This is a genomic window from Clostridium tagluense, assembly GCF_003865095.1.
GTDB lineage: Bacteria > Bacillota > Clostridia > Clostridiales > Clostridiaceae > Clostridium_AD > Clostridium_AD tagluense.
Window position 1 is genome coordinate 67,019 of record NZ_BHYK01000011.1, and the last position, 13,374, is coordinate 80,392.

The 13,374-nt window shown below is 30.6% G+C and carries 12 protein-coding genes; 6 read left to right on the plus strand and 6 right to left on the minus strand.

The features are described from left to right. Window positions 1–115 precede the first annotated feature (115 nt). Complete coding sequence (gene nudC, locus Ctaglu_RS11545) at window positions 116–943, minus strand: NAD(+) diphosphatase (protein WP_233439764.1); 828 nt, start codon at window positions 941–943, stop codon at window positions 116–118. 333 nt (window positions 944–1,276) lie between these two features. Between nudC and Ctaglu_RS11550 the strand changes: the two genes are divergently transcribed. After that, window positions 1,277–2,431, plus strand: coding sequence for a ribose-phosphate pyrophosphokinase (locus Ctaglu_RS11550; protein ID WP_125001664.1), 1,155 nt, complete (start codon window positions 1,277–1,279; stop codon window positions 2,429–2,431). Window positions 2,432–2,572: 141 nt separating this feature from the next. On the opposite strand, the gene Ctaglu_RS11555 is transcribed toward Ctaglu_RS11550, so the two are convergent. Continuing rightward, the gene (locus Ctaglu_RS11555) at window positions 2,573–3,235 is read right to left on the minus strand and encodes a TVP38/TMEM64 family protein (protein ID WP_125001667.1); all 663 of its coding nucleotides are present in this window, start codon (window positions 3,233–3,235) and stop codon (window positions 2,573–2,575) included. 364 nt (window positions 3,236–3,599) lie between these two features. Here Ctaglu_RS11555 and deoD point away from each other — a divergent pair, with 364 nt between their 5' ends. Further along, window positions 3,600–4,313, plus strand: a complete 714-nt coding sequence (gene deoD / locus Ctaglu_RS11560; RefSeq protein WP_125001671.1) for a purine-nucleoside phosphorylase — start codon at window positions 3,600–3,602, stop codon at window positions 4,311–4,313. Between the two features lie 127 nt (window positions 4,314–4,440). Here the strand turns inward: deoD and Ctaglu_RS11565 are convergent, their stop codons facing one another. The 3 genes from Ctaglu_RS11565 to Ctaglu_RS11575 form a co-directional block, all read right to left on the minus strand. Continuing rightward, window positions 4,441–5,241 carry an EFR1 family ferrodoxin gene (locus tag Ctaglu_RS11565; RefSeq protein ID WP_125001674.1) on the minus strand — a complete coding sequence of 267 codons (801 nt, stop codon included), beginning with the start codon at window positions 5,239–5,241 and terminating at the stop codon, window positions 4,441–4,443. A 160-nt stretch (window positions 5,242–5,401) separates the two neighbouring features. Further along, window positions 5,402–6,400, minus strand: coding sequence for an inorganic phosphate transporter (locus Ctaglu_RS11570; RefSeq protein ID WP_125001677.1), 999 nt, complete (start codon window positions 6,398–6,400; stop codon window positions 5,402–5,404). Then, window positions 6,393–7,016, minus strand: coding sequence for a DUF47 domain-containing protein (locus Ctaglu_RS11575; protein ID WP_125001680.1), 624 nt, complete (start codon window positions 7,014–7,016; stop codon window positions 6,393–6,395). Before Ctaglu_RS11575 ends, Ctaglu_RS11570 begins: the two co-directional genes overlap by 8 nt. A gap of 304 nt (window positions 7,017–7,320) precedes the next feature. On the opposite strand from Ctaglu_RS11575, the gene Ctaglu_RS11580 reads away from it, so the two are divergent. Together Ctaglu_RS11580 and Ctaglu_RS26185 are read left to right on the plus strand one after the other, a co-directional pair. After that, the gene (locus Ctaglu_RS11580) at window positions 7,321–7,557 is read left to right on the plus strand and encodes a TIGR04540 family protein (protein ID WP_125001683.1); all 237 of its coding nucleotides are present in this window, start codon (window positions 7,321–7,323) and stop codon (window positions 7,555–7,557) included. Window positions 7,558–7,601: 44 nt separating this feature from the next. Further along, the gene (locus Ctaglu_RS26185) at window positions 7,602–7,733 is read left to right on the plus strand and encodes a hypothetical protein (RefSeq protein ID WP_258880984.1); all 132 of its coding nucleotides are present in this window, start codon (window positions 7,602–7,604) and stop codon (window positions 7,731–7,733) included. Between the two features lie 104 nt (window positions 7,734–7,837). Here the strand turns inward: Ctaglu_RS26185 and Ctaglu_RS11585 are convergent, their stop codons facing one another. Next, window positions 7,838–9,205: an MATE family efflux transporter gene (locus tag Ctaglu_RS11585; RefSeq protein WP_125001686.1), complete on the minus strand. Its 1,368-nt coding sequence runs from the start codon at window positions 9,203–9,205 to the stop codon at window positions 7,838–7,840. A gap of 326 nt (window positions 9,206–9,531) precedes the next feature. Between Ctaglu_RS11585 and pulA the strand changes: the two genes are divergently transcribed. Both pulA and Ctaglu_RS11595 read left to right on the plus strand, forming a co-directional pair. Next, on the plus strand, window positions 9,532–12,282 hold the full coding sequence (gene pulA, locus Ctaglu_RS11590) for a type I pullulanase (protein WP_125001689.1): 2,751 nt from the start codon (window positions 9,532–9,534) through the stop codon (window positions 12,280–12,282). Window positions 12,283–12,441: 159 nt separating this feature from the next. Further along, on the plus strand, window positions 12,442–13,350 hold the full coding sequence (locus Ctaglu_RS11595; protein ID WP_125001692.1) for an alpha/beta hydrolase: 909 nt from the start codon (window positions 12,442–12,444) through the stop codon (window positions 13,348–13,350). Window positions 13,351–13,374: the final 24 nt, after the last annotated feature.

Consider the following 13,374-nt stretch of genomic DNA (forward strand, 5'->3'; position numbering starts at 1 on the left):
AAGTTAGAATCTAATTCGCTGTGAATTAAGTATTCTAACTTTTATTTATTTTTGTTGTAATATATGCCCCCACTTATATAAGTGGGGGACTTTTCTTCTGAAATGTCGTTAAATATTAATAATTTTCAGCAAACCAACTGATTAACTTTTTAGCTATGCTTATACTATCGGGTGTTAAAGGCATTTCGTTAGAACTATACCAGTTAGCGTCACCTATTTCTTTTCCATCTACTTGTATTTCACCGCTTGCATATTCTGCTGTAAATCCTATCATAAGAGAGTTAGGAAAAGGCCAAGGTTGATTTCCAAAATATTTTATATTTTTTACAGTAATCCCAGTCTCCTCTTGGACCTCGCGAACAACACATTCCTCAAAAGTCTCACCAACTTCTACAAAGCCAGCAACTACACTATATAACTCTTTAGCAGATTGATTATTATGTGCAAGCAACAATTTTCCATCTCGTACAACAGCTACAATTATGGCAGGAGAGATTCTAGGGTAATTTACCAGGCTACATTTGGGACACCTTTTAGCCCTTTCTCCATCCACGCTCTGAGCTAATGTACCACATCTGCCACAATATTTATGATCATTATTCCAATTTACTATTTGAATAGCTCTGCCACTTATCCAAAACATGTCTTTGGATAATTGGTGAGTTAGTGCTTTAAGTTTGCTAAAATACATATCGTTTTGTATAAAAGCATCACTATTTAATTCTCCACAAAAGCAATTTTGTCCATCCATAGACCCAAGATATTGGGTATTAATTAATTCTAAATTTTCTAGATCGCAAATAGTGGGTATTATTGCTTTATTGTTTTCAGATTTAACTAGTAATTCATCATTATAAAATAAAAAATATATATCCTTATTTGTTTTAGGTAAAATCATATCTACTGACGGTATAAAATTTGTCATATTGTCTTCATTACGCATTAGTATTATCTCCAATCTACATTTATATAATTAATAGGCAATTGATATTTATCTAAAAATTTATCAATGTGGTATAATTATATCATATACCTAAAATCTTTAATATTCTAAATTTATATATTATTTGATATAGAGGATACTTGTCTCAGTAAAATTATCAATAAAATCTTGTGAAAAAAAGTCGAATCTTATATTTTAGGGTTCATTTGCATTTATATATATGTTAAAATTATAAATACTCATATATTTAAAGAATAAATAGGAGAAAATATAAAATACTATATGCATTTGAAGTTTTTAAGCCACTTTTGTGGATATCAAGGAGGTATTATTATGGATATTAAACAATTACCTAGCATTCCCTACTGTAGTCTAGGTATTATGGCACTAGAGAGTAGCTCAGAACTGGGAAATAGAATTAATGAGCTTTTAATAAAAAAACGTAAAGAATATGACAGTGGGCCTATGAACCGTGGCTTGAATGATGAAAAAACCTTTCTTATAAATATGACTGATACTCGATTTTCAAATGGTGAAGGTAAAATTATTATAGAAGATTCGGTTAGGGGTAAAGACATATTTATATTATGCGATGTAGGAAATTATAGTTGTACATATACAATGTATGGTTATGAGAACCACAAAAGTCCAGATGATCATTTCCAAGATATAAAGAGGGTTTTGTCTGCCTTAGGTGGTAAGGCAAGGAGAATAACTGTAATAATGCCATTATTGTATGCAAGCAGACAGCATAGACGAAAACATAGAGAATCTCTTGATTGTGCCATTGCTCTTCAGGAATTAGAAAGATTAGGGGTTAATGATATTATAACTTTTGATGTACATGATCCAAACGTTCAAAATGCAATACCACTTATATCCTTTGATAATGTATATCCCACTTATGAAATAGTGAAAACGATTTTACAAGAGGAGCCTGAGCTATTAGTAGACAAGGCAAAAGTCCTCGTGATAAGCCCAGATACAGGTGCAATGGATAGAGCTGTTTATTACTCTAGTGTAATTGGTCTTGATATTGGACTTTTCTACAAAAGAAGAGACCATTCAAAAGTAGTAAATGGTAAAAATCCCATAGTACAACATGAATATATGGGAAGAGAAGTAGAAGGACAAGATATTTTGATAGTTGACGATATGATAGCTTCTGGCGAGTCAATATTTGATATAGTATTGGAATTAAAAAAACGTAAAGCAAAAAGAATATTTGTTACAGCAACTTTTGCATTATTTACTGAAGGAATAGAAAAATTCAATAAATTTTATGAAGATGGGTTAATTGAAAGAATATATTCAACAAATTTAACCTATATTCCTAAAGAGGTTAAAGAGGCTAAATGGTTCCGTGAAGTTGATATGTCGGGGTTTATCGCCAGCATAATAAACAATCTAAATTATGATAAATCCATAGCACCACTACTTGATGCTACTAAAGGTATAAAAGAATTGCTAAATAAATCAAGGGTTTAGGTAAATGTAATTCCCACTTATATAAGTAGGAGACTTTCCTTCTGAAATATCCTTAAAAATAAAAATACATATAAAAGACTATTATAATAAAAGAATAATTTAACTTTTATTATAATAGTCTTTATAAATATTATTATAATACTAGTTCTTAATTTTTTGTAATGAAATTTTCTTTTTTAGAACATAAGATATTACAATAAGTCCTACTAAAAGTGCTATAGACATATAGAAGCTAGAAGAGCCAATATCCGTTGCTTTATCTCCAATGTTCACAAAAACAAAGATACCAGGTATTATACCCAAAAGAGTAGCTAAGGCAAAATCCTTGAATTTCACCCCTGAAAACCCTGCTGCATAGCTAATTATATCAAAGGGGAAAAGTGGAATTAGTCTTAATATAAACACCAATAAAAAGCCTCTATTTTTAATGGCATCTTCTAAATTTGATATGTCTTTTTTTATAAATTTGTTGAATACCTTATGTCCTAATATACTGGCTAGAAAAAAAGAAAGAGTGCCTCCTAAAATAGCCCCAATCATTGTGTAAATAAATCCGCCCATCATTCCAAAACACATACCTCCAGCAATAGCAAGAATTGAATCAGGAAAAAGTGTAAGTGGGACAAATGTAAACAAAATTATATAGATTATTGGTGAGAACATGCCATAAGAATCTATAAAAGTTTTCATATTTTCTGGAGTACAATGACGCAGAGTTTTTGTATTGCAAAAGGCACATATAATAATCGCAATAATTATTATAAGGAATATTATTTTTAAAGTATTTGTGATTTTTTTATTCATAAAAACCTCCTTGTAGCAACCTTAAGTAGCGTAAAACTATTATTAGCCTTATTAAGTGTACAATAAAGTATTAAGTATATCTAATAGATAATTCATATAGAAAACAGTTGAACTATAGAAATATCAAATAGATAATTCGAATTGTAAAACTGATTGTGTATATATTCTTAGGTATTAAAAATAAAAAATATAGAATAGAAAAAAAAATTTAATTATGTAAAAATATTAATATGAAAAAGTGACAAATGTCATTTTTTCATATCAATTTTTTTGCTATAATGGATAATGTATGATTAAATACAATAGGAGCTTAATTAATTCACTATATTTCTCAAACTAAATACAATTATAAGGAGGTTTCAATATGATACCAACAGCACATATTGAAGTAAAAGAAGAAGGAATTATCGCAAAAACAGTATTAATGCCGGGAGATCCATTACGTGCCCAATTTATTGCAGAAACATTTTTAGAAAATGTGGAAAAATTTAATAATGTCCGCAATGTATTTGGATACACGGGTACATATAAAGGACGTAAGATTTCTGTAATGGCCAGTGGCATGGGTATGCCTAGTATTGGTATTTACTCATATGAATTATTTAATTTCTATGGGGTAGAAAACATTATAAGAATAGGTTCATGTGGTGCTTACACTGCTGATTTAAACTTATATGATGTAATACTTACCACTGATGCTTGGAGTGAATCCACTTATGCAAAAGTTCAAAGTGGATGTGAAGATGATACAATTGCTGCATCAGTTGATCTAAATAATAAGTTAGAGAAAATTGCAGAGGATTTAGGAATTAAAGTTCATAAAAATAGAGTACACTCATCTGATGTATTTTATCGCGAAAATTTCGATGAGTATAAGGATATTTATGAAACTCATGGTTGTACTTCAGTAGAAATGGAATCCTTCGCACTATTCCATAATGCAAATGTATTGGGTAAGAAAGCAGCTTGTTTATTAACAGTTTCAGATAATTTAGTAACTCATGAATTAACTACTTCTGAAGAAAGACAAGAAGCCTTTACTAATATGATGAAAATAGCTTTAGAGATGGCTGAATAATAACAAAAAAGTGTCATCTACCTGTCAAGTCGCAAATTTAAAAGAAAATATTGCAATTATTATAAAAAACCCCTCAACGAAAAATTATTGAGGGGTTTTTTGAGTATCTTAAACATAAACCTTTAGTCTAGGTATTTAAATTTTTTATTATCAGTTCATTAACTGTAATTTTAGGATGCTTATATCTACCTTTCTTTTCCGTACCTTTACCATATTGAATTGCCTTGGTTGGACATAAATGTATGCAAGCTAAACATTGGGTACAGTTGTTTTTCCATATTGGCTTCTCCTTAACTGTAATTGTTCCACTATTACATACTTTCTCGCATAATCCACAACCATTACACCTTTCATTGACATGAAAATTCTTTGTATTGTGAGCATTCTTATTAAATAACGGATTTACTATATAAGTCATCACTCTAGGTAGCATACCTTTTTCAAGTTGATAAACATTATCCACCCTATGTTTTATTGTATTATTTATAGTAGCTATTACTTGTTTGGATTCTAAAAGTTTTTTATTTTCAACTTCCACAGTGTCAACATCCCCAAAGAAAATATAATTATTGGGCATTACTACTGAAAATCCACTATTGAGATGTAATTTTTTTTTCTTCAAAGCTTTATCAATAACCTGAGCAGTATTACCAATGTTAGCTCCACAAGTGGCTACAGTAAATATATAGTTATTATTATAGTTTATTAACTTCAACTTATTAATGAATTCAATAACTTGCTTTGGTGGTGACCAGGCATAAACGGGATAAACAATGCCTATAACCTCATTAGGGTTTAACGCGTATTCATAGTGCTCCTTATTATCCCTCATAGTAGCTGATATGGAAATTAGGTTTTCATTGCTTTCTTTTGCTATACTTTTACCAACATAAAGAGAATTACCAGTGCCTGAAAAATAAAATATCATAAATGGCCTCCAATCAGTAATTAAAAATAATTACTTAATATTAGTATAATAGAGTGCTAAAGAAATTTTTTTGATGCTAATTAATGTATTAAAAGCCCACCACTCTAAATTAATATGATGTGGTGGGCCTTTAATAAGAAAATATAAAAATTTTATGTAGCTATCTATAAAACACAAGTGCAAGTAGTCCGGATATAATTGCACTGCACGGAATAGTTAAGACCCATGCTACTAGTATAGTTTTAGCAAGGCTCCATCTAACGGCTGAAAGTCTTTTACAAGACCCTACTCCCATTATTGAACTAGTTATTACGTGAGTGGTACTTACTGGAGCACCTAATGCTGTAGCAGCTTGAATAGTAATCGCAGCAGCAGTTTCAGCGGCAAATCCATCTATAGGCTCTAATTTTATCATATTAACACCCATGGTTTTTATTATTTTCCATCCACCAGACATTGTACCTAATGACATTGCTAATGCACAGGCGATTTTTACCCACAATGGTATAGCAAAGTTCGTTGCGTCTAAAAATCCTCCAGCAATTAGTGCCATGGTTATAACACCCATAGATTTTTGAGCATCATTTGAACCGTGACTATATGCCATTAAGGCTGCAGAACAAATTTGTAATTTTTTAAATAATCCATTAACTTTTTTATGTGTTGCTTTATGGAATAACCATGTAAGTAAAAACATAAATGAAAATCCGAATACAAGTCCTAATATTGGTGAGGATATAAGTGGAACTATTATTTTCTTAAAAAACCCAACCCAATTTACAACAGAAAAATCAAATTTATGTGAAGTTATGGAAGCACCTAAAAGTCCACCAATAAGTGCATGAGAAGAAGAACTAGGTATAGCTAAATACCATGTTACTAGATTCCAAATAATAGCACCTACTAAGGCTATAGCTACAATTTCTGGAGTAGCTATGCCATTATTAATTATTCCTGTCCCTATAGTTTTTGCAACTTCAGTATGTAACAAAGCGCCCACAAAATTAAGCACCGCAGCCATTCCCAATGCTTGCATAGGGGTAAGTACTTTAGTACCAATTGAAGTAGCGATAGAATTAGCTGTGTCGTGAAATCCATTTATAAAATCAAAGCCGAGCGCTAATATTATAACAAGAATTATAATTGTAGAACTAAGCATATTTCATAACAACTCCTCGTATTTCATTTGCAAGTTTTTCGCAAGCATCAATACTATCTTCTAAATGATGATATAAATCTTTTAATTTCATTACAGATAGAAGATCTTTAGGGTTTTCAAAAAGATTTCTCATAGCTTTTCTATAAATCAAATCGGCTTCATTTTCTAAGGTGTTTACGTAGATAATTTTTTCTACTAATAAAGTGCTTTTACTAAGATGTTTTAATTCTGAAATTACATGAACAAGCTCAGTCGTAACATCAACAAGTTTGTCAATAAGTTCAACAGCTTCTGGTGTAACAGAAGTCAGATTATACATGTACACTAAATGAGCTGTTGATTCAATACCATCAGTAATATTGTCTATTCCCTTTGTTATATTAAATATATCTTCCCTGTCTAGTGGCGTTATAAACATTTTTTTAGTATATTCAATTAATTCATGAGTTACGAGGTCTCCTTCATGCTCAAGTTGTGTTAGTTTATCCAATCGTACCCCTGGATTATCAAGTTCATTTATTAGCAATTTTAACTCTTTTGCGGAAGTATTAAAGATTTCAGCTCCTTTTGAGAAAAGTTCGAAAAATACATTGTCTTTTGGTTTGAAATTAAACATATTGTTCCTCCTTTAATGAATAAAAGTGTTTTTTTCTAAAAATTATTAAAAATTAAAATATATATTAAAACGCACAAGCCTAATTATATGGTATTACTTAAAAAAGTACAATAATAAACTACTATATTATAAAAAATTACTAATATAGCGATGAATTTATAATTAAAATAAAATATTGCAAGAAAGCTTGGTAGTCTAAAATTTATTTATCAAAGATATCTTTAAATATTAAATTTATTAGGATATAATATAAGAAGATACAATAGAATAAATATATATTAAAATGAATAGTAAGGAGTGCATTATGAGAAAAGTTTATAAGGACCCAAAAGCGTTAGCCGCATGTTTAAAGGATTTAGTAGATTTTTATTTAGACGGTGTTATGACGTATGAGAAGCTAGAAGAAAAATTAAATATCTTAATTAATGCAAACGAAGATAGGATTTATAAGGATGGAAATTTATCTTTAAGAATATCTAATATAGTAGGTAGTTCTGGAGTAGACCTTATTAATAAGGTATTTTCAGAAAGACAAAGCTAAACTTAGTTAAAAGTAAAAATCATTAATTAGTAAGGAGTGTTATAATGGCTAAAAACAAACCGGTATTTCCTTCAAGTAATAATAAGTCTTCAAATGGTCAAGAATCTAAAGGTGATAATAAAACTCCCGTGCCAACACCGAAGAAGGCCATAAGAGGTAACTCTAGGGGGAAATAAGGATAAGTAAAGATTTAAGTTATAATTAAAAAAAGGTAACAAGTAACTGACTTAAAGTTATTTGTTACCTTTTTTAATAGCATTTCAGCATCCCAGATGATGATTTAATCATTAGTCCTAATAATTTTTTCTTGCCATCCCCCTTTTTTATAAAGGTAATACCCATACAAACAGATAATTAAATTACTAGAGCTCATAGAAATCCATATTCCAGTGGATCCAATGGTTGTAAGATATTTAAAAAGCAATATCATAGGAAGTCTTACAAACCATAGCCTACCTATTTCCATATTCATAGAGTATTTAGTGTGACCAGATCCTTGAAATATTCCTTGAAATACGCTAAATATTCCCATTAGTGGCATTGAAAAAGAAATATACATTAAATAAATAACAGCCTCGGATATTACTAAATTATCATCCTTAGAGCGTATAAAAAAATTCACTACTTCATTGTCTTGCCAAATTAGCACAATGCATCCTAAAATTGAAATGCTTATGGTTAGTTTTAATGCCTTAACAAAAGCCTCTTTAACACGTTCTAATTGACCGGAGCCAAGATTTTGTCCCACAATAGCTGTTAGTGAGGCCCCAATTCCCATGGCTGGTTGCATAATAAGGGATGTAATTCTGTTCACCATACCAAAGGCAGCAAGTGTTGAAGTTCCATAAGATACAATAAATCCATTAAGTATTATAAAACCAAGAGCTGAACCACTTTGCCCAATAGCAGATGGTATGGCAACCTTAAATAGTTTATTTAATATGTTCCTATCAAAACTAAAATTTTTAAAGCTAGGTTTTATTTTTGAAGTGGATTTATGAAGTATATATAATCCAGCACCTGCAAGAAGGGCTTTTGATATAATAGTAGCTACAGGAGCTCCCGCAATACCCATATTAAATTTAAATATAAATATAGGGTCTAAAATAGCATTTATAATAACACTTATAGAGCTTAATATAGTAGGGGTTAGAGTGTTTCCTTGTGAGCTCATAATGGCATTAAAGCAAAAAAACAAAAATGTAAAGGGCATATCTAAAAATGTTATCTTTAAGAAAATCTCACTATAATGAGCTAAATCACCTTTGGCTCCCATAACATTTATTATAACCGGGCTCATTAAATAGCCTACAAATGAAAAACAAACAGCACATACGACTGCAATTGCAATAAGCTGAGAGGCGTACTGGGATGCTTTGTCATATTTTGATGCGCCAATAAATTGAGATAAAATCGATGTTCCTGCAATAAATAATCCAATGCCTATAGATATAAATAGAAACATAACTGGCCATACAAAGGATATAGCGGCAAATTGTATTGAACCTAATTTACTTACCCAAATCCCATCAATTAAACTATATAAAGTTTGAATTAAATTACTAAGCATTATTGGTGCCGCCAAGGTTATTATTACCTTGTACATTGATCCTTGTAGTATAAGATTTTTTCTTTCCTTCATGTCCATAAATTAATCCCCCAATTTCATAAAAAGTGATATAATAGTAAGCATATTATCCATTATATCATTTTTAATTTATTCTTATAAGTGAACTAGTTAAATTATTACTATTAAATTAATATTATTACATAAAGTGTAGATAAATCAAATTAATCCATAAACTAGCATATGATAAATTCCAATTATTGTTTTATATTTATATAATAATTTGCAAGAATGAAGGGTTTATTAATTTTACGTAGAATACTTTACTAGAAAACTAGAAAACTAGAAAACTAAAGAAATATAGATTGTAGCATCATAATCTTATTTTTTTTTAGAGGAGGAAATTTATGAACTTCAAGATAGGGAAGAACAAAAGTAAAACATTGAGCATTTTTCTTGTGGCAGTTTTAGTTATTACAGAATTGCTTTTATTAATGCCCAATGTTAAAACTTTTGCCCAAAGTGGAAAAACAAAGATAATTATCCATTATGCTAAAACTCCAAATAGTGATTTAAAATGGAATATGTGGTTATGGACTGATAAAAATGATGAAAGTAAGTTCGAATTTAATGGCAAGGACGAATTTGGTAAGGTTTGCGTAGCTGAATTTGATGGAGCCCTTAATAAACTAGGATTTATAGTGCGTACGGATGAGTGGAGAAAAGACACTGTGGATGATAGATTTATTGAAAAATTTAATAATGGTGTTGGAGAAGTTTGGCTTAAAGGAGGCGATACGAAAGTATACTATTCCCTAGCTGAAGCTAGTGCAGGGGGTTCTAAATTAGCAGCAGTTCCTCCAATTGCTATAGGCAAAACAAGTGAATTTATAGTTGCAAAATTAGATGAAATGAATAGCATAAGCATAGAAACAAACATCGCGTTTCCATTTACTGCGAAAGGAAATGAAGGAATTATAGTTAAGTCAGATGGTCAGATCTTAACCGTAAAAAAAGTAACAAGTGATGAAGTAATAACGGGTATTACTACAGTTGCTAAAATAGAGCTTAGCGAAAATGTGAACCTAGGCAAAAAAATTACGGTGTCAAAGTTAGGTTTTCCTGAAAAAGAAGTGGTGCTTGGAGATGTAATGAAAAGTGCTAGTTTCGAAAAAATGTTTTATTATGAAGGAACTGATTTAGGCAATACTTACTCTAAAGATAAAACAAGCTTTAGGGTATGGGCGCCAACAGCAACTGAGGTAAAGCTTGTAACCTATAAAAAATGGAATGATAAAATTGGTATTGACTCTAGTATGAAAAAAGGTGAAAAGGGAACCTGGACTTTTGACTTGAATGGAGATCAAAAGGATGTGTTTTATACATATAAGGTTAACATTGAGGGAGTTTGGACTGAAGCTGTAGATCCCTATGCTCGGTCCGTGTCCGCAAATGGAGACAAAGGTGCGGTAATAGACTTAAAAGGAACGGATCCTGAAATATGGAATCCAGGTGAAAAGCCTAATTTCACAAATTTAAATGATGCTATTATATACGAACTACATGTTAGGGACTTTTCTATAGACAAAAACAGCGGTATGGAAAATAAGGGGAAATTTTTGGCTTTTACTGAAAAAGGTACAAAAGGAACTGATGGTAAGCGGACAGGTGTCGATTATATAAAGGATTTAGGAGTAACACATGTTGAGCTTATGCCGATATTTGATTATGCTAGTGTGGATGAGACTTCAAGTAAGGCACAGTATAACTGGGGGTACAATCCTAAAAACTATAATGCTCCTGAAGGAAGTTATTCAACTGATCCATACAACCCGAGTGTGAGAGTTAAAGAATTAAAACAAGCAGTGCAATCTCTTCATGATAATGGGTTAAGGGTAAATATGGATGTAGTTTATAATCACATGTATAGCAGTAATGATTCTAATTTTAATAAATTAGTACCTGGGTATTATTTTAGATACGATAAAGATGGTACTGCTACAAATGAAAGCGGTTTTGGAAATACAATTGCCAGCGAAAATGCAATGGCAAGAAAATTCATTGTAGATTCTGTGATGTATTGGGCAAAGGAATATAATTTAGATGGATTTAGATTCGATCTTATGGGTCTACTCGATATAAATACTATGACTGAAATCAGAAAAAAATTAAGTAGTTTAGATCCCTCCATTCTCATTATGGGAGAAGGTTTGGATATGGGGACCACTCTTTTATCAGATGCGAAAGCAACACAAAAAAATGCCAGTAAAATGCCTGGGATATCACTTTTCAACGACATAATAAGAGATGGAATAAAAGGTAGCGTATTAGATGCAAAAGCCAAGGGTTTTGTAAATGGTAAATCTTATGAAGAAACCAAAATAGAAAAAGGAATAGTTGGAGGAATAGATTACTCAAATGATATAAAAACCTGGGGAAAGATATCCCCTCTTCAATCCGTGAATTATGTGGAAACTCACGATAATAATACGTTATGGGATAAACTTCTTTTAACAAACCCAAAGGATGATAATGAAATAAGATTGAAAATGCACAAATTGGCAGATTCTATTATCCTTACTTCCCAGGGTATTCCATTCTTTCAAGCGGGACAGGAGTTTTTAAGAACAAAAGGTGGGAATAGCAACTCCTATAAGTCTAATGATACTGTAAATAAGCTTGATTGGACACTAAAATCTAAAAACATTGACACTGTTAATTATTTTAAAGGTTTAATAAAGTTAAGAAAGGAACATCCTGCTTTCAAAATGAATTCAGCAGAGATGATCAAGCAAAATTTAAAATTTTTAAAATCCCCGCAAAACGTTGTAGCTTATGAAATATCTCATAATGCTAACATGGATACTTGGTCTGACATCGTAGTAGCTTTCAATGCAAATAGAGAAGATGTAACTATTAAATTATCTAAAAGTTGTACCTGGAATATTGTAGTAGATGGTGAAAAATCAGGAGTTAAAACTATAAAACAGTTTAAAGGCGACTCATTAGTGGTTCCTGCACTAAGCTCTATTGTAATTTATGATGGATCAGAGAATGTATTTACGACCTTACCCTTTTGGATTTATACTGTATTAATATTATGTGGAGTTACTTACCTAATATTATTTTTAAAGGGGAGAAAACAAAGCCTAGAATAACAAAATATTATATATTTTTAGAAAGTCCTTATTGTAAAATATAAGGGCTTTTTTAAGTTATCAATAAGATTATACAGAATTCACTTTCTTGTTATTTACTTTATTTGGGGACATGTCTATAATAAGAATGTACATCGCATTTGAAAGGGAGATTTTAAGATGATAAAAATATTATTTTTTATATCAATTTTGATTATTGTTACTATTATTATTGTAGGTTGGCATTTTTCTAGTATTATTATAGCTCCTAAAGTTGCTAAATATAATTACACCTACGATTATGAAGTAGAAAAAGGGAAAATAAAAGTAGAAGTATTTAATAACCTAGAAAAACAAGAGGTATATCTAGATTCTAATTATGGTTATAAAATTCATGGTTTCTTCTTTCCAAATAAAGATTCAAAGAAAATTATAATATTATGTCATGGAATAACTTGGAGTTTATATGGTTCTGTTAAATACATGGACATGTTTTTAAAAAGAGGCTTTTCCGTCTTTATTTATGATCATAGAAATCATGGCTTAAGTGGTGGAAAAAACACTTCCTATGGCTATTACGAAAAATATGATTTAAAAAAATGCACAGATTGGATATTCGATAAATTAGGTAAAGATACAATAGTTGGCTTGCATGGGGAATCTATGGGTGCTGGAATAGCTCTTCAAAATATAGCAATAGACCCACGAATTGTGTTTTGCATAGATGACTGCGGATACTCTGATGCACAAGAGTTGTTTAAATATAGATTAGAAAAAGATTATAATATAAAAAAAATGCCTTTAGTAAAATTAGCAAGTATAATAAGTAAAATTCGAGTTGGGTGGAAATTCAAAGATGTTTCACCCATAACTACTCTACGGTCAGTAGAAATTCCAATATTATTTATTCATGGTGAACAGGATGATTATGTACCTACTTTTATGTGTAATCAGATGTATTCAGTAAAGAAGGGCTACAAAGAAATCTATATTGCTCCTAGTGCCGGTCACGCAGCGGCATATTGGAAAAATAAAGATGAGTATGAAAAAAGAGTTGATGGATTTTTAAAAGCTATAAACATAATCTAAGTATTGTGATATACTGATACTATA

What these genes read in the sequence shown, in the direction of transcription:
- nudC (WP_233439764.1), bottom strand. Translation starts at nt 943, where the DNA reads ATGCGTAATGAAGACAATATGACAAATTTTATACCGTCAGTAGATATG.
- Ctaglu_RS11550 (WP_125001664.1), top strand. Translation starts at nt 1,277, where the DNA reads ATGGATATTAAACAATTACCTAGCATTCCCTACTGTAGTCTAGGTATT.
- Ctaglu_RS11555 (WP_125001667.1), bottom strand. Translation starts at nt 3,235, where the DNA reads ATGAATAAAAAAATCACAAATACTTTAAAAATAATATTCCTTATAATA.
- deoD (WP_125001671.1), top strand. Translation starts at nt 3,600, where the DNA reads ATGATACCAACAGCACATATTGAAGTAAAAGAAGAAGGAATTATCGCA.
- Ctaglu_RS11565 (WP_125001674.1), bottom strand. Translation starts at nt 5,241, where the DNA reads ATGATATTTTATTTTTCAGGCACTGGTAATTCTCTTTATGTTGGTAAA.
- Ctaglu_RS11570 (WP_125001677.1), bottom strand. Translation starts at nt 6,400, where the DNA reads ATGCTTAGTTCTACAATTATAATTCTTGTTATAATATTAGCGCTCGGC.
- Ctaglu_RS11575 (WP_125001680.1), bottom strand. Translation starts at nt 7,016, where the DNA reads ATGTTTAATTTCAAACCAAAAGACAATGTATTTTTCGAACTTTTCTCA.
- Ctaglu_RS11580 (WP_125001683.1), top strand. Translation starts at nt 7,321, where the DNA reads ATGAGAAAAGTTTATAAGGACCCAAAAGCGTTAGCCGCATGTTTAAAG.
- Ctaglu_RS26185 (WP_258880984.1), top strand. Translation starts at nt 7,602, where the DNA reads ATGGCTAAAAACAAACCGGTATTTCCTTCAAGTAATAATAAGTCTTCA.
- Ctaglu_RS11585 (WP_125001686.1), bottom strand. Translation starts at nt 9,205, where the DNA reads ATGGACATGAAGGAAAGAAAAAATCTTATACTACAAGGATCAATGTAC.
- pulA (WP_125001689.1), top strand. Translation starts at nt 9,532, where the DNA reads ATGAACTTCAAGATAGGGAAGAACAAAAGTAAAACATTGAGCATTTTT.
- Ctaglu_RS11595 (WP_125001692.1), top strand. Translation starts at nt 12,442, where the DNA reads ATGATAAAAATATTATTTTTTATATCAATTTTGATTATTGTTACTATT.